Genomic DNA, 21903 nt, shown 5'->3' with positions numbered 1-21903 from the left:
ATGAAAAATGAATACAATGAAGATAGGTGCCTACTGTTGAAAGTAGGTTTTTTCTTGTTTTTAATTGTTTATTTGAATAGAGAGTAGAAAATTAGGAGTTGAGCCTTACATGCAAAAGGAAATAGCAATTATCATCGGTGGCGGGCCGTGTGGATTAGCGGCAGCGATTGCGATGCAAAATGTTGGAATTAATCCACTTGTGATTGAAAAAGGGAATATTGTAAATGCAATCTATAATTATCCAACACACCAAACGTTTTTTTCCTCTAGTGAAAAACTAGAAATTGGTGGAGTAGCATTTATTACAGAAAATCGTAAGCCTGTTAGGAATCAAGCATTAGCATATTATCGAGAAGTAGTGAGACGGAAACATGTACGTGTGAACGCGTTTGAACGAGTAGAAGAAGTGCGGAAGGAAGAAGATACTTTCCTTGTTCAAACGTTAAAGGGTGACGGCGAGCGAGAGAGGTACAATGCAAAATATGTTATTATTGCAACTGGATATTATGACAATCCTAATTACATGAATGTTCCTGGAGAAGAGTTAAAAAAAGTAATGCATTATTTCAAAGAAGGACATCCTTATTTTAATCGCGACGTTATCGTGATAGGGGGAAAGAATTCAAGTATAGACGCGGCGTTAGAGCTTGTAAAATGCGGAGCACGTGTGACAGTTTTATATCGTGGTCAAGTATACTCTCCAAGTATTAAACCGTGGATTTTACCAGAATTTGAAGCGTTAGTGCGGCAAGGAACGATAAAAATGGAATTTAGTGCACATATAAAAGAAATTACAGAACATACAGTCACATATACAGTGGGAATCGAAGAATATACGGTTTTAAATGATTTTGTCTTTGCTATGACAGGTTATCATCCAGATCACAGTTTTTTAACAAAAATGGGTGTAGAAATTGACTCTGAAACAGGAAGACCATTGTATAACGAAGAAACGATGGAAACGAATGTGGAAGGGATTTTTATTGCAGGTGTTATTGCTGCTGGTAATAACGCAAATGAAATTTTTATAGAAAATGGTCGATTTCATGGGGATGCCATTGCGAAACTTATTGCAGATCGAGAACAGAAAAATTAGTAAGAACGGTAATAAATGAAAAACACCTCCGTCTAATTCGTAGGCTTAAGAATTAGACGGAGGTGTTTTTTCGTTATAATCAAATTTTAATGTTTAAACATAGATTGAATCTCAGCTTGTTCTTTTGTTACTTCTAGTGCAACAAGTAGCTTAATACGAGCCTTTTGAGCATTTAAACCATATGTGAAGATAATGCCCATATTTTTTAATTGTTTGCCGCCGCCCTCGTACGAATATACATCTTGGACAATTCCATTAAAGCAACGAGAAACAAGAACAACTGGAATATCTTTATCTATCAAACGTTGCAAGGCAGGAAGTGTATGCGGTGGTAAGTTTCCCTGGCCAAGTGCTTCGATAATGATCCCGTCAACTGGCAATTGCTCAATTGCAGCCAACAATGTTTCATCCATACCAGCATACGCTTTTAAGATAACAATATTTTTGGTAATTTGTGTGACAGCATATTTTTCATGATGCACTAATGCGTGATGGAAGACAACACCACGCTTTGTTACCATTCCAATTGGTCCGTATTGTGGACTTTGGAATGTTGCTACGTTACTTGTATGTGTTTTTGTCACATTCGTTGCACAGTGAATTTCATCGTTTAATACGACAAGAACGCCTTTTCCCTTTGCCTCTTCACTACTCGCAACTTTTACAGCTGACAAAAAGTTATATAAACCATCTGCTCCTAACTCATTACTTGAGCGCATTGCTCCTGTAACGACAATTGGAACATCGGCTTGGACAGTTAAGTCAAGAAAATAAGCTGTTTCTTCTAGTGTGTCTGTTCCGTGTGTAATGACAACACCTTGCACGTTATCGTTTTTAACCTTCTCGTCAATCATGACTTGTAATTGCAGCATTTCATTAGGTGTCATGTGAGGAGATGGAAGATGAAAGACATCTTCAACAATTAAATCGATATCTTCTTCTAAATTTGGAATGAATTTTAAAAGTGGATTTTGTGCGCCCGGTTGAACAACTCCAGTTTCTTTATCTTCTTCCATCGCAATTGTTCCACCTGTGTGTAAAACAAGAATTTTTTTCAATGCCTTTACCCCTCTCCAATCAATGCAAATACATTAAGAACATAACATGATTTGACTGGATTCGACAATGAAAAAGTATAAAACTGCTAAGCAATAATCACAATGAAAATAAAGTGAAACTTCCCTCTGTAAGGTCTTACTGCCTGTCAACAGGTGTCTGTTAGAGCGGAATGATAAGGAAAAGGAGATGTAGGTTTTGAAAACAATAGAGAAAATTTTAATTTGGTTACTTATTGGCCAATGTTTTTGTCTGTGTATTGTCCAATTGCTTTTAACAGAGGAAAACATAGCGAAATATGTATCGAAAGTTGTCTATTATGAAGGAGTTACAAAAGGGGTTATTACAAATATTTTAGAAGTAAATCAATAGTTTTTTCATTTGCTTCTAAGAAAGAGTGTGCTACAATAGTTGAGGACTTGAAACGGGGTAAAGTGAAACGGTTATTAGTGGAAAAAGCTGATCGTTAATGGAACCAATCGGATTTTTACTTCCTGTTAATGTAAAATGAAACAATGATGAGAGAAGCAGGGAATACCTGCTTTTCCTTCTGTTTTTATAAGTGAAAAATGGGGTGTTACAATGGAGAAACAAATTTCAATTGCAATTGATGGCCCGGCTGCTGCAGGGAAAAGTACGGTTGCTAAAATTGTGGCTAAAAAATTGTCTTATGTTTATATTGATACGGGTGCAATGTATCGTACTGTAACATATGCGGCATTAGAGCAAGGTATTGATATTGAAAATGAAACAAAATTAATGGGGATAATTAGGGATATAGACATCTCATTTCAGCATGCAGAAAATGCACAGCTTGTCTTTTTAAACGGAGAAGATGTATCAGAAGTGATTCGCACACCAGAAGTAACAAATCGCGTATCAATTGTGGCGAGACATCGCCTTGTGCGTGAAGAAATGGTACGTCGTCAGCAAGCCTTAGCAGAAAAAGGCGGCGTTGTAATGGACGGACGTGATATTGGGACGCATGTATTGCCGAATGCGGAAGTGAAAATTTTTATGCTAGCTTCTGTTGAAGAGCGAGCTGAAAGAAGACATTTAGAAAACACACAAAAAGGATTTTCTTCTAACTTAGAACAATTAAAAGAAGAAATTGCGCGCCGTGATAAATTAGATTCTGAACGTGAAGTGTCTCCATTAAAGAAAGCTGAGGATGCAATTGAATTAGATACAACGTCTTTATCAATTGAAGAAGTCGTTCAAAAGATTATGGATATTGTATCGGCAACGTCCGCAAAATAAAGGAAGGGGGAAACCTCTTCCTTTATTTTTGTTTCTGTGTGGTAATAAGGAGACAAATTCCTTGACAAATTCATCGATTTGTTAGAAGTTAGTAAAAGAGAGTATTTTCTAAATATTTTACATACATGCAAATGGAAGCCATTGTTTCCATTTCGTATATACATAAAGATGCTTTACCATTTTAGTAGGGAGGTATTTCCATGGTAGAAAAAATGAATGAAGAAGTTGTAAACGCAAAGGCATTACAGGTAGGGGATATTGTTACAGGTACAGTAACTAAAGTTGAAGAAAAGCAAGTATTTGTAAATGTTGGGTACAAAACTGATGGTGTTATTCCAATTAGTGAATTGGCGAATGTTCATATTGAAAAAGCAAGCGATGTTGTAGAAGCAGAACAAACTCTTGAATTGAAAGTAATTAAATTAGAAGATGATGATTTAGTGTTGTCTAAACGTGCAGTAGATGCAGAAAAAGCATGGGAAGTATTGCAAGGACAATTTACATCAGGTGAAGTATTTGATGTAACAATTAAAGATATCGTTAACGGAGGTCTAGTTGTTGACCTTGGTGTTCGTGGCTTTATTCCAGCTTCGCTTGTAGAGATGCATTATGTAGAAGATTTTACTGATTATAAAGGAAAAACATTGGCAGTAAAAATTGTAGAATTAGACCGCGAGAAAAATCGTGTGATTCTTTCTCATAAGGCAGTAGTAGAGCAAGAGTTAGACAAGAAGAAAAAAGAAGCAGTTTCTTCTTTACAGGCAGGTGATGTTGTAGAGGGAACGGTTCAACGTTTAACTGACTTCGGAGCATTTGTAAATGTTGGCGGTGTAGATGGTTTAGTTCATATTTCTCAAATTTCTCATGATCGTGTAGAACAACCATCTGATGTATTAACAGAGGGACAAACTGTAAAAGTAAAAGTGTTATCTGTTGATGCTGATACGCAGCGTATTTCTTTATCTATGAAAGCGGTGCAACCAGGTCCATGGTCGAATGTTTCAAATCAAGTAAAAGTAGGCGATTTATTAGATGGGAAAGTAAAACGTCTTGTTACTTTCGGAGCGTTCGTTGAGATTTTTCCTGGCGTAGAAGGACTTGTTCACGTGTCACAAATCGCAAACCGTCATGTGAAAAATCCGAATGAGGTATTAAACATCGGACAAGGTGTGCAAGTAAAAGTATTAGAAGTTCATTCAGAAGAAAAACGTATTTCTTTAAGTATAAAAGAAGCGCTTGAAGAAAATAATGTAACAGAAGATTATAGTAAATATGAACCAACTTCTGAGTCTGCAACATTCCAATTAGGTGATATTATTGGAGAGAAGTTAAAAAATTTAAAGAAATAATGAGGGATGTGTGTGGTAAGAGCAAAGCGTAAATTAGAACATATTGAGTATGCTCTTTCTACTGGACAGTCTCATACGCATGGCTTTAGTGACGTTGCTTTTGTTCATCAAAGCTTACCGAATATAAGTTATGAAAGTATATCATTTCAAACAGAAATCGGCGAACTTGCTTTAAGTTCGCCGATTTTTATCAATGCGATGACTGGTGGTGGCGGAGAGCACACACTACATATTAATGAACAACTAGCCCGAGCTGCACAGCAGTATCAGCTTGCGATGGCTGTCGGTTCACAAATGGCGGCGTTAAAAGACGCTAATGAAGCTGCATCTTATAAAATTGTGAGAAAAGTGAATCCGAATGGAATTGTAATTGCAAACTTAGGCAGTGAAGCAACAGTAGAACAAGCAAAGCGAGCTGTTGATATGATTGAAGCAAATGCACTACAAATTCATTTGAATGTCATTCAAGAATTGACAATGCCAGAAGGCGATCGAGATTTTACTGGTGCACTAAAAAGAATTGAACAAATTGTCAAACATTCTTCTGTTCCTGTTATAGTAAAAGAAGTTGGTTTCGGTATGAGTAAAGAGGCGGCGGAGGATTTAGCAAGTGTTGGGGTTTCTATAATAGATATTGGTGGATATGGCGGTACAAACTTTGCGGCGGTTGAAAATGAAAGAAGACAGCGAACACTTTCTTATTTCAATGAGTGGGGCATTTCGACTGCTTCCTCTTTAATTGAAGTATCCTCTACACAAAACCCTCTCTCTATTATTGCATCAGGTGGTATTCAAACAGCACTTGATGTCGCGAAAGCATTAGCATTAGGAGCGTCAGTGGCTGCATTTGCCGGTCACTTTTTACGAATATTAATGCAAGACGGGATCGAGAAATTAATAGAAGAAATTGAATTACTACATACAGATTTACAGTTTATTATGACGGCGCTTGGAGTACGAACAATCGCTGAGCTTAGGCAAGTACCAATTGTTATTAAAGGTGATACATATCATTGGCTTAACGAGCGCGGGATTGATACAACGACATATAGTAGGCGTTAAATGAAATGCATTTTAAGAAACCTTTTGATGGGGTTATTGTAACGTGAAATTTCTATCAGCGGGGTCTTACTGCTAACGAATAGCGAGATGAAAATCAACCGAATGAATCAACCATTCGGTTGATTTTTTTTGTTTATAAAATTTATACAATGAGGAAGAAAGGAGCGGATGATATGGAAAATTTAATTGAAGTAAGAGAATTAGAAAAATGTTACGCACATTTTAAAGCATTAAATGGTATTTCATTTGAAGTGAGAGAAGGAGAGATTTTATGTTTCCTTGGCCCAAATGGTGCGGGGAAAAGTACGATGATTCATATATTGTCGACCATTTTACAGTGCGACGGGGGAAACATTTTATTTAAAGGAAAAGATGTAAAAAAACATGCACGATATGTAAAACGCAACCTCGGTATTGTACCGCAGGATTTAGCAATTTACGAAGAGGTATCAGCGGAAAAAAATGTAGCATTTTTTGCTGCTCTTTACGGTTTGAAAGGACGGGAATTGCAGCAATCTGTAGATGAAGCACTGCAATTTGTTGGACTGCTTGATAAGAAAAATGAAAAACCAAAAACTTTTTCAGGTGGAATGAAAAGAAGGCTTAATATAGCATGTGCGATTGCACATAAACCTAAAGTTATTATTATGGATGAACCGACAGTGGGGATTGATCCGCAATCTAGAAATCATATTTTACAGTCGATTCAGCAATTACGAGAACAAGGATCTACGATTATTTATACAACGCATTATATGGAAGAAGTAGAAGAGATATCGACGAGAATTATCATTATGGATCATGGTGAAATTATTGCCGAGGGAACGAAAGAAGAACTTAAGAAGCATATTGCAGATGAAAACCGTTATTTCATAGAATGTGAACATATCACAACAGGTGTAGAAGAGCGTTTTTTTAAAATTGAAGGGATGAAAGAAGTAACAGTAAAAGACGGAGTAATAGAAGTTGTCGTATTAAAAGGTGTGGAAAATTTGGATAAAATCATTACGCTTCTTGTAAATGAAGGAATGAAAGTGAAAAATATTATGAGTGAAAGTGCGAGTTTAGAAACAGTATTTTTACAGTTAACAGGTAGAAAATTAAGAGATTGAAGGTGAAAATGATGGGTTTCTTTGTGATATATAAACGCGATGTAGTTAATATTGTTATGAATCCAGTACTTTTACTAACAAATACACTTTCTCCGATTTTATTTATATTAACTTTTGGTTATTTGAGTAATGGGAGTTACGGAGAAAGTGGGATTACTTCCTATGATTATTACGGTGTTACGATTTTAATATATAGCATCTTGAATGTATCAATGACAGCTTCTAATAGTTTTATGGAGAAAAGGTTAAAAAATAGTAATTTACGAGTTATGTATAGTCCAATTCGTGTTTCTTATCTGTATTTGTCGAAAATATTGGCTACATTTACTTTTACAACTGTTTGCTATCTATTTGTTATGTATGTGGCTCATATAGGCTTGCATGTAACGTTTGGAGGAAAGAATGTTGCTTATGTCATTATAATCGTGTTGTTATTTAATTTTTTATCAGCGGTTATCGGTGTATTATTTTGCTGTATGTTTAAAAGTGAGGAAGTAACGAATAAAATATTAAGTTTGTTAAATAATGCTTTAGCAATTTTAGGAGGGGTTTTCTTTTCTCTTGATGGATTAGGAGATACGGTTCGGACAATATCATATATTTCACCGGTAAAGTGGGTTGTAGAATGTGTGATGAAGATCATATATGATCAAGATTTTAGCCTTTTCCTTACAACGGGCAGTGTGTTAATTTTGTTAACTTGTTTTGGGTTAGTTGGCTGTAAATTTCTATTTAAGGTGGAGGATTATATATGAACGAGATTTTAATTGTTTTTCGTCATAATATCCGGCGAGCTATTAGTAAAAAGAATTATATACTGTTAACGATTCTTCTTGCGTTTATTTCTATATCGTTTGCTATATTTTTTACTTCTCAGTTTGAAATGAAGGGGAACATTGCATATGTAACACAAGAAGGAAAGGGTGATATAAAAATAGAGGGATTTAACATTAAAAATACGAATCAAATTCCAAGTATGTCTGAATTTGTAATGAAAAAATATGATGCAGCAGTTATTCCGAAAGAAAACGGACAAATAGAGGTAAAGACAATTAAAGAACATAATTTCAAGGAAAAAGTCGAGAGGGTATTTCAACAAAAAAATATTAGTTCGTTTCCACAAAATGAGGTTAGAAAGGTAGGTACAAATATTTTAGGGTATCTATGTATGTTTGTATTACTAGAGAGTATTATGTTTATGAGTTTTTTTACAGAAGATAAGGAAAATCGGACCTTTACTCGTATTGTATCTTCTCCTATACGTATTAGTAACTATTTATTTGCGCAGTATTTGTTTACCTTTCTTATCGTATATGCTCCAACCTTTCTCATTTTAATAGTTGAAAAGGTAATGTTTCAGGTGGATATAGGATTCAGCTTTTTAGAATATAGTTATCTATTGGCTATCCTTGTTATGATTGCGACATCTTTTGCTTTATTTATGAGTACGATTATAGAAACTACGGATAATACAATGATGTTATCTTCTTCCATTATTGTTTTTACTACTATTTTATCGGGAGCCTTCTTTGTTTTAAAAGACAAGAATGGGATAGTAGATTGGTTTGTACGAATCTTACCGCAAAAACAATATCTTTCGTTTATCGATGGTGTTGAAAATGGCTATAATCTAGCACAGTATGGAGGCGCAATTACGTATATAAGTTTTATTATCTTGTTATTCTTTATGCTCAGTATAATTATTTGTAAAAAAAGAGTACAGGAAGGTCGATATTGATATTTGCTATGTTAACCATATAAAATGGAAATAAAATGCATAAAGAAAATAATAAGGTGATGAAATGAAGAGAGAAGTTCAAATCATTTCTACAAAATTAATGACTCCAACGCCAAGGAAAAATTATGTACGTAGAGAAAAATTATTAAAAAAATTAGAAACATTGTACGATTATAAGCTTGTAGTTGTAAAAGGATCGGCTGGTAGCGGAAAAACGACTATATGCTCTTCTTTTGTCAAAGAAAACCCAGAATTTGTAATTTGCTGGATTACTCTAGATAAAGAGAATAATAATGTATTTTCTTTTTGGTACTATGTGTTAGAAAGTATGCGTGTATATATTGAAGAAATAGAAGACATTATTTCTTTATTTCAGATGATTATGCATAAAGATGATATGAAACGTATTATTGTAGCTTTGATTAACCTATTAAGTACAAAAGATGATATTACGATTATTATTGATGATTTTCACTATATAACGGATGTTGATGTTAATAAGACAATGGAATATTTTTTTAAGCATTCCTCAGAAAATGTTCGCATTGTCTTATTAACGAGAGAAGAACCTAAATTTTATGTAGGTGATTTTCTCATTTCAGGAAGATTATTAGAAATTGGAGAAGAAGAACTAAAGTTATCAGCAGACGAAGGTTTTCAGTTTATTAAACATACATTGAAGATGGATCTAAAATATGAGGTAATTCATGATATGAACATGGTGGCAGAAGGTTGGATTGGTGGTCTTCAGTTAATTGCACTTGCACGATCTTATCATAACAATGATTGTATGCAGCATATGAAAGTGCTGAATAAATATATGATTACCTATTTATCAAAAGAGATTTTAGATGCTCTGGAAGAAGAAGAAAAAGATTTTCTCATAAAAACATCTATTTTAAGTTATTTTAATGAGGAAATTTGTAATAAGTTATTGGAAAAACAAGGTACAAAAGAAATCATTACACGTCTATTTCAAAAACATTTATTTATAATTAATCTTGATGAAGATCGTGGAATATATCGCTATCACGCTATTTTTCAACAATTTTTACAACATTCTTTTGAGCAGCTAGAAATGGAGAAACAAAAGAAGTTACGTTTACGAGCTGCAGAAGTATACGAACGATGCGGTGATTTTGAGGAATGTATAAAACAATTGTTAGAGATGCAATGTTATGAGGCTGCGTTGAGAAAAATTGAAATACACGGACAAAACCCGCAAGGATGGACTTATTTACGACATATTCCGTTACCGTGTATTGTGCAAAATAAAGAGATGGCGTTTCAACTCATTTTTTACCATTATTGTAATATGGAGTTTGAGCAGTGCAAAGAAATATTAAATACCGTGTACGAAGGGGGAAGTGGTCATCATCCTTGGAAGGTATTCGAATTTTGCAAAGCTTTAATTGAGGAAGAGAATTTACAATTAGATGTTTTGTTTATAAGTGAAATTGAAGACATGGATATAAGTGATGTAACTAAGGCGATTATTTATGTAGAATTATCATTTTTTCTGTGGTTCCAGGAGCGAATCAAGGATGCACTATATGTGCTTGATAAAGCGTCTATACTTGAGAAGAGAATGAAAAATCCATATGTTAAAATGGGTATTTTAAGTTCTTTATGCCAGATTAAAGAGGATTTAGGAGATTTAAAAGAGTGTGAGAGGTTATATAATCAGCTTTTTCAGGTGGTTGAACAACATCCGTTTTTATCAGCTCTCACAGTAACTTGTCATATTGGAATTACGGGTATTTATTTGAAACGTTTACAATTGGATGAGGCTGAAAAATCATTACAACATGTACAAGGTGACGAAGCTGCATTAGAAAAACCTTATTTATATAATTTAATGGAACTTCAATTTCTGAAAGGTGATAAACAGCAAGCAAACGAAACAATTCGAAAGTTACAAACATTTGATGCGTATCAAAATGAGCTGTTTATATCTTCCTTACTAAAATATGCAATCCATGTTGATGAAGAATATGTGCAGCAATTAGATCAATTTGTCCCCATATATCAACAAAAAAAAGAAAAAAAGAAACTACGAACTGAAGATAAATTGTTATATGCTCAGATTTTATTGCAGAAAGGACATATACAAGAATCGTTACAATTACTTGATGAAATTGCGGAATTTACAAGGAAATATAAAATGAAGGTTTTATTAGTAGAAGCACTATTATTAAAAGTGACTATTTTAGGAAATGATCTGCAAAAATATAAGCGAGAGCTTTTAAATTTATTGAGAGAAGCAATACATTATAGTTATGAAAATTATATTTTATTACCTTATAGAAGGATAGATAAACAGACGCAAGTATTATTGATGTTATTAAAAGAAGAACGTTTGCAAGATTTAAATGAGGGGGAGAGGGAGTTTTTATACAGGTTATTGCAGTTAGGGGGGTATGATAAAGAAAATATTATTTTAAGTAATAGAGAATTAGAGGTATTGAAAGTTCTAGCGACTGGGGCATCAAATAAGAAGATTGGTGAACAATTGTGCATATCTATTTCGACAGTTAAGACGCACATTATTAACATTTATTCAAAGCTTCATGTATCCAATCGGGTTGAAGCAATAAAGAAAACCACAGAACAAGGGATTATACAGTGAGTATATATGAATATAAGTTAAAGAACGAACACAAACCCCTTCTTTTTAGGCGGTCGAGAGCATCTGGCCATGCATAGAAGCCTGCCACATGCAAGGTTTAAAACAAAGGGATAAAGTGAGACTATAATCAATGGGGTTTTCTTCATCCCCCACTGATTATCAGCCCTCACCAATCGGGCGCATGCCAGCAGTTTATCTCCCACCTAACCTTTTCAGAAAAGTGGAAGCGGCTCGCTCAGAACGAGGGGGGGAACGACCGGAGATTCTAGCCGCTAGAGCTAGACAATGCTTTCGCTGAATTTTGAGGTGGGAGTATTACTGCCCACGAATAGCGGGATAAAGCGAGTGTATGTCACTTTTTGCTCTGCATAACAGCAATTTATATGTTGAAAAAATATATAAACAAAGAAACAGCCAACGATATGTTGGCTGTTTCTTTGTTTTAATGTTGATTTTGTTTTCGTGCTTGCTCCGGTGTATCGAGTCCTGTTGCACCAGGATATTGTAATGATTGACTGCGGTCGGATTCTACGCGTCGCGATTCTTTCAATTTTTTTTCTTGACGATCTTTACCCATGGTGTACCCACCTCCTTAGTACAAAGTGTTGCTGTTATTTTTTAAAATATGCAGCGATAGAAGATGATTATTTTTCATAAACAATTCCCATAATGGAAATAATAGGAGGTGTTCAATTGGAAGGCGGTTACTTTTATTTGTTAGCGTGGATGGGCTGGGTTATTACGACGTTTTTTTTGAAAAAAGATACAGTTAGATTTAAGATTAGTGCGGTCATTTTATTATTTATTATTTGTTCGCAAACAGTGATTTCATTTGCTTTTATTACAATATCGGTAAATGCTTTTTTATTAGCGGGAATCTCATTTATTGGAATTGCGGCATATTCGGTATGGAAAAAGGTCTACACTATACTATGCGCACTTATAATTGCGATGCTATATGCAAGTTTTTCTTTAATCGAACTCTATGACCCGATTTGGATTGTTGTAGATCGTACATGGATGTTAAGTAGTATTCTCGTTTATACATCTGTTTTATTACATAGGGACCGTCTATTACGTATATGGGGATTATATGTAGGGGCGTTGCAAGGTGAGTTATTTGTAGCTTTTATTTTAAAGACATTCAATTTTCCGTATCAATTAGGGAGTTTACAATTTTTTAATATGATTGCTGTGTCCACGATGTTCTGTAGTCTTTTATACGGAATTGGAAAAATAGTGACATACACAGAACAATTTAAGCAAAAGCAAGTGAAGGAGGGACAAGGTTAATTTATGAATTCGTATACATCAGCTATGTTGCTTGGAGTAACCGTTGGAACTGTCACACGAATTTTAATGCTTCAAACGGATACAAGGCAGTATCCAACTCGTTTACATGGCAAGATTATTCATATTGCAATGGGAATTATTGCGGCTGCTCTTGGGGCGGTTGCCATTCCAGCTATTTTGAAAAAGGATTTCTCTGCTATTACATTTCTGACATTAGCTGCATCGCAGTTCCGTGATGTACGGAATATGGAGCGTAATACATTGCAGCAATTAGATGGGTATGAACTTGTCCCTAGAGGCAATACATATATTGAGGGAATTGCAATTGTGTTTGAGAGCCGTAATTATTTAGCGATGTTAACTTCTTTCATAGCTACTTTTGCTTATTTAGGATTTAAATCGTGGTATGCCGGTATTTTAGCTGGAATCATAGGTTTCTTTTTCGCGAAAAAGTTGATGTCTGGTAAACGGCTACGTGATCTTGTTGAGGTTGAGCATGCTCCATTGCATTTTGAAGGAGCAGGCCTTTATGTTGATAATATTTATATTATGAATATCGGTTTACCAGCAAGGCAAAAAGAAATTATGAAGTATGGTATGGGATTTATTTTAAAACCAAAATCTATCGATGCTCGGGTAACATTAGCAAACCTTGGTCAAAGACAGGCGATTTTGCATGATATATCTGTTGCGCTTGGTGTATATCGAGATTCTGGAACACCTGCACTTGTACCGCTTGCAAAACGTGATTTAAATGATGGGAGAATAGGCATATTTGTTTTGCCACAAGATCAAGATGTAAATAAAGCGATTCAGGTCATTGGAAATGTTCCAACACTAGAAAGTGCTATTCATATGTCTTCTGAGGCCCCGAATGGAAGGGGAGAAAAAGGGTGATATTAGAAAAATGTATTCTTGCTGTTATTACAACAATTCCGGAAAAGTTCGCTGGCGGGGCGCCGTTATTTGTGTGTGAGACAGTAGAAGAAATGGAGTTTGTTGCTAGCAATTTAGAAGCGATTTTAGATGGAATTGCCCACCGTTTGCAAGAGAATGTATATATTATTGTGAAACATTCTTGAAATGTGTTATAATATGAGATGTTTTGATACGAAGAGAAATATTCTGGAATGCAAATCCCTTCTTGCACAAAGAAGGGTTTTTTACATAATAACAGAAGCAAATAGAAAGGATGAAAGTATATGCCAAAACCGGTAGTGGCAATAGTAGGACGCCCAAATGTGGGGAAATCTACTATTTTCAATAGAATTGTTGGAGAAAGAGTGTCGATTGTTGAAGATATCCCTGGTGTAACAAGAGATCGTATATATAGTGCAGGAGAATGGTTAAATCATGAGTTTAACATTATTGATACAGGTGGAATTGATATTGGGGACGAGCCATTCTTGACACAAATTCGTCAACAAGCAGAAGTTGCGATTGATGAGGCTGATGTTATTATTTTTATGACAAATGGTCGTGATGGTGTAACAGCTGCGGATGAAGAAGTTGCAAAGATTTTATATCGTTCTAAAAAGCCAGTTGTATTAGCTGTGAATAAAGTAGATAATCCAGAGATGCGTAGCGAAATTTACGATTTTTATGCGTTAGGCTTTGGAGAACCGTTTCCTATATCTGGAACACATGGTTTAGGTTTAGGAGACTTATTGGATGAAGTAGCAAAACATTTTCCGCAAATTGAAGAAGAACCATACGATGATGAAACAATTAAATTCTGTTTAATTGGTCGCCCGAACGTTGGAAAATCATCAATGGTAAATGCATTGCTTGGTCAAGAACGTGTAATCGTTAGTAATGTAGCTGGTACTACACGTGATGCAGTTGATACGCCGTACAGTAAAGATGGACAAGATTACGTTATCATTGATACAGCAGGAATGCGCAAAAAAGGAAAAGTATATGAAAGTACAGAAAAGTATAGTGTACTTCGTGCACTTCGAGCAATTGAACGCTCTGATGTTGTTTTAGTTGTTTTAGATGGTGAAGAAGGAATCATTGAACAAGATAAAAAAATTGCTGGATATGCCCATGATTCAGGTCGTGCTGTTATTATTGTTGTAAATAAATGGGATGCGGTTGAGAAAGATGAGAAAACGATGAAGGAATTCGAAGAGAATATTCGTGCTCATTTCCAATTTTTGGATTACGCGCCAATCGTATTCTTATCTGCAAAAACGAGAAAACGTACACACACACTGCTTCCTGTTATTAATGAGGTAAATGCAAGTCATAGTATTCGTGTACAAACCAATGTATTAAACGATGTGATTATGGATGCTGTTGCAATGAATCCAACACCAACGCATAATGGACAACGTTTGAAAATTTTCTATGCAACACAAGTAGCGGTGAAACCACCGACATTTGTTGTGTTCGTAAACGATACAGAGTTACTGCACTTCTCATATGAGCGCTTCTTGAAAAATCGTCTGCGCGATGCGTTTGGTTTCGTAGGAACGCCGATTAAAATTATTGCAAGAGCACGAGACTAATGGAGAGGATGTGATTTTATGAAAAAAATCACAGTAGTAGGAGCAGGTAGCTGGGGAACGGCGTTAGCGATGGTATTAGCTGACAACGGTCATGATGTACGTCTTTGGGGAAACCGAGCAGAACTTATGGATGAAATGAATGAAAAACATGAGAATAGTCGTTATCTTCCAGGGATTACACTGCCAGCCAGTATCGTTGCTTACTCTTCCTTAGAAGAAGCATTAATAGGGGTAGATACAGTACTACTCGTTGTACCTACAAAGGCATATCGAGAAGTATTGCAACAGATGAAAAAATTGGTTTCGCAGCCAATTACATGGATTCATGCAAGTAAAGGGATTGAACCAGGAACTTCAAAGCGTATTTCGGAAGTGATTGAAGAAGAAATTCCAGCGCATCTCATTCGCGATGTGGTTGTCTTATCGGGGCCGAGTCATGCCGAAGAAGTTGGATTGCGTCAAGCTACAACAGTTACATCAGCTGCAAAGCGTATGGAAGCAGCTGAAGAGGTTCAAGACCTATTTATGAATAGCTATTTCCGTGTATATACAAACCCAGATATTATTGGAGTTGAACTTGGCGGGGCGTTAAAAAATATTATTGCCCTTGCGGCGGGGATTACTGATGGAATTGGCTTAGGAGATAATGCAAAGGCAGCACTTATGACGCGTGGATTAACAGAAATTGCTCGCTTAGGACGTAAAATGGGTGGGAACCCATTGACGTTTGCTGGCCTAACAGGTATGGGTGACCTAATTGTAACATGTACGAGCGTTCATAGCCGAAATTGGCGTGCTGGTAACATGCTTGGTAAAGGTTGCTCTTTACAAGAAGTATTAGATAATATGGGAATGGTTGTTGAAGGTGTGCGGACAACGAAAGCAGCATATGAGATGGCTAAGAAGATGGATGTAGAAATGCCAATTACAACTGTTTTATATGATGTGTTATTTAATGAAAAAAATGTAAAAGATGCTGTTGGAATGTTGATGGGACGTGTGCGTAAACACGAAGTAGAAGCGATTCCAGACTTGCTGTAAAAAAAGCTGTACAAATGTAAAAAGACATTTGTACAGCTTTTTCTTTTGGGTTTTTTCACCAATCTTTATTTTCTGCATACGATGAAGTGTAGATTACATGAGAGGGTGAATAAGGTGGATAACAATTTATTCAACAATATTGAAAAACAATCGAAAGTAAATAAAGAAGATATTTTTAAATTAGCCTCTTCGGTTCAAAATTCAAATTTACGCGATGAGAATGTGCTACGTCAGTTAATTCATCAGGTTGCAACGATGGCGGGAAGAGATGTATCAAAAGAAAAAGAAGACCAAATCATAAATGCGATTATTAATAATAACATGCCAACTGACTTTAGTTCATTGAGTAAAATGTTTAAAAAATAAAGTGTGAGAAACCATTGTTATATACATTGCATACGATACTATGAAGGAATGAATATGAGCTGTTTGTGGGAATATTTGGTCAACCGAAGCGAAGAAGTCCCGTTCGCTTCGGTTTTTTATTCGTTTCAATAAAGTGAAATTTTAATCAGTGGGGGCTGCATCCCCCACTGATTATCAGCCCTCACGAATCGGACAGTTTATCTCCCGCCTAACTTCTTAAGAAAAGCGGAAGCGGCTCGCTCAGAATTGCAGGACGCCCACGCACAAGGCGGAGAGGCGCTTTTTGAGGTGGGGGTATTACTGCTCGCGAATAGCGAGATAAAAATGAATGCCGCTTAGCATTTTGAGATGAAGTTTTGTGGTATTGCATAATAAACTAAATATTTTTATTTGTTTAAAAGTTATAATTTGTTAAAATAATAGAAAAATATATCAGGAGGGGGATATATGTCTGCTGGTCTTATAAAGATGTGGTTTGCTTTGGGGGCAATGGCTCTCATGTTTATTTCTGTTGTTTTCATTTTGCTAAGTCGTCATAAAATAAAGAATACATTTTTAAAAGGGTTTACAGCTTTGTTTGCATATGCATGTATGGTTGTATCAGGATTTATTATTTTTCTTGTCGTATTTAGCGGGCCGATTGAACAATAGAAACTAAAGGACGGATTTCTAATGAAGAAAAAACTACTAATTTTTGTATTATGTTGTACTAGTATACTATCTGGGTGCCTATATCCGAAAGAAAAGGTACAACAGCACGCCGTACCATATGAAGATCAACTACAAACAGTGCAAACGGCAGTTAATACATATAGAGAACAGAATGGTCATATATTGCCTATTAAAACACGTGATATGAATACACCAATCTATCAAAAATATCCGATTGACTTTCAAAAGATTACCCCTAGACTAATACAAGAACCTCCTGGAAATGCTTTTGAAAGCGGCGGTATTTATCAATATGTATTAGTTGATGTAGAAACAAATCCAACTGTGAAATTAATTGATGTTCGAACAGCAGAGCGAGTTCAAGATTTAAAGTTAAAACTACAAATCTATCGTGATGAGCATCAATACCCGCCATTTAAAAAAGTAATTACAGATGGTGTGTATGAGCTTGATTATAATAAAATGGGCTATAAAGAGATTCCTCAAGTGGAAAGCCCTTACTCTGGTAAAAACTTACCTTTTGTTGTTGATGAGAAAGGTGAAGTATATATTGATTATCGTATTGATTTATATGACATGTTACAAAAATATGGTGATGAAGTAAAAGAAGGAGACGATATTCGTCAGTTGCTTGTGAAACATACCCCGTTTGTACCGGCGTATTCTTTGCCATATACAGTGAAGGATAAAGAACCAATTTTTTTTAAGTGATAAGTCATGAACCTTTCTTTTAGCGAATAAGTTCTAGAAGAAGGGTTTTTTACTTCTTGAAATATTTGCATCGCAAATAAAAGATTTTTTTAAATAGTCATATGAAATTGGGACAAAATCATATGCTGTATTGTCCAAACTACAAGAATAATCATGATTTATTCCCAAAAATTTTGAGGGAGGGAATCACTTGGAAAAGGTTGATATTTTTAAAGATATCGCTGAGCGCACAGGCGGTGATATTTATCTTGGAGTTGTAGGGGCTGTCCGAACAGGGAAATCTACTTTTATTAAGAAGTTTATGGAGCTAGTTGTCATTCCAAACATTGAAAATGATTCAGATCGCCAGCGCGCACAAGATGAACTGCCGCAAAGCGCAGCGGGGCGTACGATTATGACGACAGAACCAAAGTTTGTTCCAAACCAAGCGGTTTCTATCCATGTTGATGAAGGGCTTGATGTAAATATTCGCTTAGTAGATTGTGTGGGCTATACTGTCCCGGGGGCGAAAGGATATGAAGATGAAAATGGGCCACGCATGATAAATACACCGTGGTATGAAGAACCAATCCCATTTCATGAAGCCGCGGAAATTGGAACACGCAAAGTAATTCAAGAGCATTCTACAATTGGGGTAGTCATCACAACTGATGGAACAATTGGAGAAATTCCACGCCGTGATTATATTGAAGCAGAAGGACGGGTTGTAAATGAATTAAAAGAAGTAGGAAAACCATTTATTATGATTATTAATACAGTACAGCCGTATCATCCTGATACAGAGCAACTTCGTCAAAGTTTAGTAGAGGAATATGATATTCCGGTGTTGGCAATGAGTGTAGAAGGGCTAAGAGAAGGCGATGTATATAACGTATTACGTGAGGCGTTATATGAATTTCCTGTTCTTGAGGTAAATGTAAATCTTCCGAGTTGGGTAATGGTGTTACATGACAACCACTGGCTTCGTCAAAGTTATCAAGAGGCTGTTCAAGAAACGGTGAAAGATATTAAACGTCTTCGTGATGTTGATCGCGTTGTATGGCAATTTAGTCAATATGAATTTATCGATCGTGCAAGTTTGGCAGGAATTGATATGGGGCAGGGTGTTGCAGAGATTGATTTATATGCACCAGATGAATTATACGATCAAATTTTAAAAGAAGTGGTAGGTGTTGAAATTCGTGGCCGAGATCATTTATTAAAACTAATGCTCGACTTCGCTCATGCAAAAATCGAATATGATCAAGTTGCGGATGCTCTGAAAATGGTAAAACAAACAGGATACGGTGTTGCAGCACCAGCTCTAGCAGATATGAGCTTAGATGAACCGGAAATTATTCGACATGGATCACGATTTGGTGTGAAATTGAAAGCTGTTGCACCGTCAATTCATATGATTAAAGTCGATGTGGAATCAACATTTGAACCGATTATTGGAACTGAAAAGCAAAGTGAAGAGCTTGTTCGCTATTTAATGCAAGATTTTGAAGATGATCCACTGTCTATTTGGAATTCTGATATTTTTGGGCGTTCACTTAGCTCTATCGTTCGAGAAGGAATTCAGGCGAAATTATCATTAATGCCAGAAAATGCTCGCTATAAGTTAAAAGAAACGTTAGAACGAATTATAAATGAAGGATCAGGTGGCTTAATAGCAATTATTTTATAATCGAAAGACTCCTTATTTTGGGGTCTTTTTTTATTTTTTATAGAAAAATAAAATGTCATTATCTAATATTTTATAGTCTATTGTCAAGCTTCATTAGTTTTTTGCACTTTCGTGGCAACATTTTCTTTAAAAATATTGAATTATAAAGGAGAATCGTATAATATAGGCCTAGATAATGATTTATCTACATCTTTGTAGTATAGAATTTGTAAAAATTGCCTACAAATGAAGGTAAGACTCATTTTATGATCATTATACAGTCGTATCTTTGGGAGGAGGTGAATGGCATGAACAAGACAGATTTAATCAATGCTGTTGCAGAAGCAAGTTCCCTTTCTAAAAAGGACGCAACAAAAGCAGTTGACGCTGTTTTTGATTCCATCTTAGAAGCTTTAAAGCAAGGTGATAAAGTACAACTAATCGGATTCGGTAACTTCGAAGTTCGTGAGCGTGCGGCTCGTAAAGGACGTAACCCACAAACTGGTGAGGAAATTGAAATCGCGGCAAGCAAAGTACCTGCATTCAAACCTGGTAAAGCGCTAAAAGATGCGGTTAAATAATCCTTACATATTACGGGGAAGAAGAGTTTCCTTACTTGGAAACTCTTCTTTTTGCATTTAAAAACATATATATGCTAGAATGTGTTCGTAGTATTTTTAGGTTTTATTCGGGAGGGCTAGTGGATGGCAAATGTAAACTTAGAGCAAATTGAACATGCAGTACGCCTTATTTTAGAAGCAATTGGGGATGATCCAAATCGTGAGGGCGTATTAGATACACCAAAACGTGTTGCGAAGATGTATGCAGAAGTATTTTCTGGTATGCATGAAGATCCGAAAGAACATTTACATAAAGTGTTTGGTGAAGATCATGAAGAACTTGTATTGGTAAAGGACATTCCGTTCTTTTCTATGTGTGAGCATCATCTCGTTCCATTTTATGGCGTTGCTCATGTTGCATATATTCCACGTGGTGGAAAAGTAACTGGACTAAGTAAATTGGCACGTACAGTAGATACAGTCGCACGTAGGCCGCAACTACAAGAACGCATTACATCAACAGTAGCAGATTCTATTATGGAAGTATTAGAGCCGCATGGTGTGATGGTTATTGTAGAAGCGGAGCATATGTGTATGACAATGCGCGGTGTGAAAAAACCTGGTGCAAAAACTGTAACAACTGCAGTGCGTGGTACGTTAGAAGCAGACGCAGCAGCACGTGCGGAAATTTTATCTTTTATTAAGACGAATTAGTAGGAAAGCAGGAAACTGCTTTTCTTTTTTTATCTCGTTATTCATGGGCAGTAAGTACTCTACTGATAGAAGTTTCACTTTATCTAGTTATTATTGTGTCTCATTTCAAGAAAAAGAAGATAGGCAGGAATAACTACTAATGTACATCCAAGTGGTAAGGGGATACGGGAAGGGTTGTTTTATAACGATTTAATGTTTAAGATAAGCTGAGAGAATGTCGGTTTTTTACTTTGGTTTGTTGCGTCAAGTTTTATTTATAGAAAAATGAATGAATGTGTTATAATAGGTTTTATGAATTAGAAAACAAGGGTGATTTTTGTGGGTGAAATCTACGGAGGGTTTGCGGATATAAAAGAACAGCTATATAAGAAACTACGCCATCCTTATTTTATAAAATATATTGAAGAACCAGTTGTTGATGAAAAAAAAATAGCGTTCTTATATTCCATTTTAAAAAGTGCAAACTTACATAAAGAACAAATTGAACATTACGCAGTAACGATTATGCTGGTACAAATTGCTTTGGACACACATGAGAAAGTATCAAATAAAGAAGAGACCGATGAATTTCATAAGCGGCGCCAATTAACAGTCTTAGCAGGTGATTATTACAGCGGTTTATATTATTATTTACTTTCCATGAATCATGATATTACATTGATTCGTGCCCTAGCAGATGGGATTAAAGAGATCAATGAACAAAAAATTATGCTATATCAGCAAACATATGAAACGATTGAAGAAATGTTAAAAAGTATAGGGATGATTGAATCGGCCCTTTTACAGAAAACTTGTGACCATTTTCAAGTGCAGCATGTAAAGTCTGCAATCACTAATATGTTAGCAATAGATCGTTTGCAAACTGAGTATCAAATATACATGAAGAAAGAATCGTCACCTGTATTTGCTGCATTTCAAAAGGTTTTATCTTATGATGGTGAAATGAAAGTAGAAAACGTATATAACGAATTGATAAGAAAAATGCGTAGTCAGGTCAATACTTTGATGCAAAATAACACAGGGATTGAAACATTTCTTTCCACATTGAAAGAAGCCACTTGAACATTTTGAATTTACAGTTGG

23 protein-coding genes are annotated in these 21903 nt (G+C 35.6%); 21 read left to right on the top strand and 2 right to left on the bottom strand.

Features of this window, described 5'->3' with window-relative positions; translation table 11 throughout:
• Positions 1–109 precede the first annotated feature (109 nt).
• The gene (locus tag AB1280_RS10420) at positions 110–1096 is read left to right on the top strand and encodes a YpdA family putative bacillithiol disulfide reductase (RefSeq protein ID WP_272189544.1); all 987 of its coding nucleotides are present in this window, start codon (positions 110–112) and stop codon (positions 1094–1096) included.
• Between the two features lie 86 nt (positions 1097–1182).
• Here AB1280_RS10420 and AB1280_RS10415 read toward each other — a convergent pair whose 3' ends face one another.
• Complete coding sequence (locus tag AB1280_RS10415; protein ID WP_272189543.1) at positions 1183–2154, bottom strand: asparaginase; 972 nt, start codon at positions 2152–2154, stop codon at positions 1183–1185.
• A gap of 196 nt (positions 2155–2350) precedes the next feature.
• Here AB1280_RS10415 and AB1280_RS10410 point away from each other — a divergent pair, with 196 nt between their 5' ends.
• The 8 genes from AB1280_RS10410 (at position 2351) to AB1280_RS10375 (ending at position 11302) form a co-directional block, all read left to right on the top strand.
• Positions 2351–2524 carry a DUF5359 family protein gene (locus AB1280_RS10410; protein ID WP_272189542.1) on the top strand — a complete coding sequence of 58 codons (174 nt, stop codon included), beginning with the start codon at positions 2351–2353 and terminating at the stop codon, positions 2522–2524.
• A 210-nt stretch (positions 2525–2734) separates the two neighbouring features.
• Positions 2735–3412 (top strand): (d)CMP kinase, encoded by a 678-nt coding sequence (cmk, locus tag AB1280_RS10405; RefSeq protein WP_272189540.1) that lies wholly within the window; start codon positions 2735–2737, stop codon positions 3410–3412.
• A gap of 200 nt (positions 3413–3612) precedes the next feature.
• Positions 3613–4761, top strand: a complete 1149-nt coding sequence (gene rpsA / locus AB1280_RS10400) for a 30S ribosomal protein S1 (protein ID WP_272189539.1) — start codon at positions 3613–3615, stop codon at positions 4759–4761.
• A gap of 12 nt (positions 4762–4773) precedes the next feature.
• Positions 4774–5823 carry a type 2 isopentenyl-diphosphate Delta-isomerase gene (fni, locus tag AB1280_RS10395; RefSeq protein ID WP_429755770.1) on the top strand — a complete coding sequence of 350 codons (1050 nt, stop codon included), beginning with the start codon at positions 4774–4776 and terminating at the stop codon, positions 5821–5823.
• Positions 5824–5996: 173 nt separating this feature from the next.
• On the top strand, positions 5997–6935 hold the full coding sequence (locus AB1280_RS10390) for an ABC transporter ATP-binding protein (protein WP_429755769.1): 939 nt from the start codon (positions 5997–5999) through the stop codon (positions 6933–6935).
• Positions 6936–6943: 8 nt separating this feature from the next.
• On the top strand, positions 6944–7690 hold the full coding sequence (locus AB1280_RS10385) for an ABC transporter permease (RefSeq protein ID WP_429757327.1): 747 nt from the start codon (positions 6944–6946) through the stop codon (positions 7688–7690).
• On the top strand, positions 7687–8673 hold the full coding sequence (locus AB1280_RS10380; protein ID WP_429755768.1) for an ABC transporter permease: 987 nt from the start codon (positions 7687–7689) through the stop codon (positions 8671–8673). Before AB1280_RS10385 ends, AB1280_RS10380 begins: the two co-directional genes overlap by 4 nt.
• Positions 8674–8737: 64 nt before the next feature.
• Positions 8738–11302: a LuxR C-terminal-related transcriptional regulator gene (locus tag AB1280_RS10375; RefSeq protein ID WP_429755767.1), complete on the top strand. Its 2565-nt coding sequence runs from the start codon at positions 8738–8740 to the stop codon at positions 11300–11302.
• 442 nt (positions 11303–11744) lie between these two features.
• Here the strand turns inward: AB1280_RS10375 and AB1280_RS10370 are convergent, their stop codons facing one another.
• On the bottom strand, positions 11745–11879 hold the full coding sequence (locus tag AB1280_RS10370; RefSeq protein WP_272189534.1) for a YpzI family protein: 135 nt from the start codon (positions 11877–11879) through the stop codon (positions 11745–11747).
• Between the two features lie 116 nt (positions 11880–11995).
• Here AB1280_RS10370 and AB1280_RS10365 point away from each other — a divergent pair, with 116 nt between their 5' ends.
• From AB1280_RS10365 to AB1280_RS10310, 12 genes are all read left to right on the top strand, one after another.
• A complete protein-coding gene (locus AB1280_RS10365; RefSeq protein ID WP_272189533.1) occupies positions 11996–12595 on the top strand; it encodes a YphA family membrane protein in 600 nt (199 codons plus the stop codon).
• Positions 12596–12598: 3 nt separating this feature from the next.
• Positions 12599–13492, top strand: a complete 894-nt coding sequence (locus AB1280_RS10360; RefSeq protein ID WP_272189532.1) for a YIEGIA family protein — start codon at positions 12599–12601, stop codon at positions 13490–13492.
• Positions 13489–13677, top strand: coding sequence for a capping complex subunit for YIEGIA (locus AB1280_RS10355; protein ID WP_242217284.1), 189 nt, complete (start codon positions 13489–13491; stop codon positions 13675–13677). The genes AB1280_RS10360 and AB1280_RS10355 overlap by 4 nt, the downstream gene beginning before the upstream one ends.
• A gap of 120 nt (positions 13678–13797) precedes the next feature.
• Positions 13798–15108, top strand: a complete 1311-nt coding sequence (gene der, locus AB1280_RS10350) for a ribosome biogenesis GTPase Der (protein WP_272189530.1) — start codon at positions 13798–13800, stop codon at positions 15106–15108.
• A gap of 18 nt (positions 15109–15126) precedes the next feature.
• Positions 15127–16149, top strand: a complete 1023-nt coding sequence (locus AB1280_RS10345) for an NAD(P)H-dependent glycerol-3-phosphate dehydrogenase (protein ID WP_272189529.1) — start codon at positions 15127–15129, stop codon at positions 16147–16149.
• Positions 16150–16263: 114 nt separating this feature from the next.
• Positions 16264–16515: a stage VI sporulation protein F gene (locus tag AB1280_RS10340; RefSeq protein WP_272189729.1), complete on the top strand. Its 252-nt coding sequence runs from the start codon at positions 16264–16266 to the stop codon at positions 16513–16515.
• A gap of 447 nt (positions 16516–16962) precedes the next feature.
• Positions 16963–17166, top strand: coding sequence for a DUF2768 domain-containing protein (locus AB1280_RS10335; protein ID WP_272189528.1), 204 nt, complete (start codon positions 16963–16965; stop codon positions 17164–17166).
• A 21-nt stretch (positions 17167–17187) separates the two neighbouring features.
• Positions 17188–17898 carry a hypothetical protein gene (locus AB1280_RS10330; RefSeq protein WP_272189527.1) on the top strand — a complete coding sequence of 237 codons (711 nt, stop codon included), beginning with the start codon at positions 17188–17190 and terminating at the stop codon, positions 17896–17898.
• A 190-nt stretch (positions 17899–18088) separates the two neighbouring features.
• Complete coding sequence (spoIVA, locus tag AB1280_RS10325; RefSeq protein WP_272189526.1) at positions 18089–19567, top strand: stage IV sporulation protein A; 1479 nt, start codon at positions 18089–18091, stop codon at positions 19565–19567.
• Between the two features lie 287 nt (positions 19568–19854).
• Positions 19855–20127, top strand: coding sequence for an HU family DNA-binding protein (locus AB1280_RS10320; RefSeq protein ID WP_001043860.1), 273 nt, complete (start codon positions 19855–19857; stop codon positions 20125–20127).
• Positions 20128–20250: 123 nt separating this feature from the next.
• Positions 20251–20820, top strand: a complete 570-nt coding sequence (gene folE, locus AB1280_RS10315; RefSeq protein ID WP_429755766.1) for a GTP cyclohydrolase I FolE — start codon at positions 20251–20253, stop codon at positions 20818–20820.
• Positions 20821–21138: 318 nt separating this feature from the next.
• Entirely contained in the window at positions 21139–21882 is a 744-nt protein-coding gene (locus tag AB1280_RS10310) for a heptaprenyl diphosphate synthase component 1 (protein ID WP_429755765.1), read from the top strand.
• The last annotated feature ends 21 nt before the right edge of the window (positions 21883–21903 follow it).

The organism is Bacillus sp. S10(2024) (assembly GCF_050473865.1).
Taxonomy (GTDB): domain Bacteria; phylum Bacillota; class Bacilli; order Bacillales; family Bacillaceae_G; genus Bacillus_A.
This window is presented reverse-complemented; position numbering and strand designations above follow the sequence as displayed.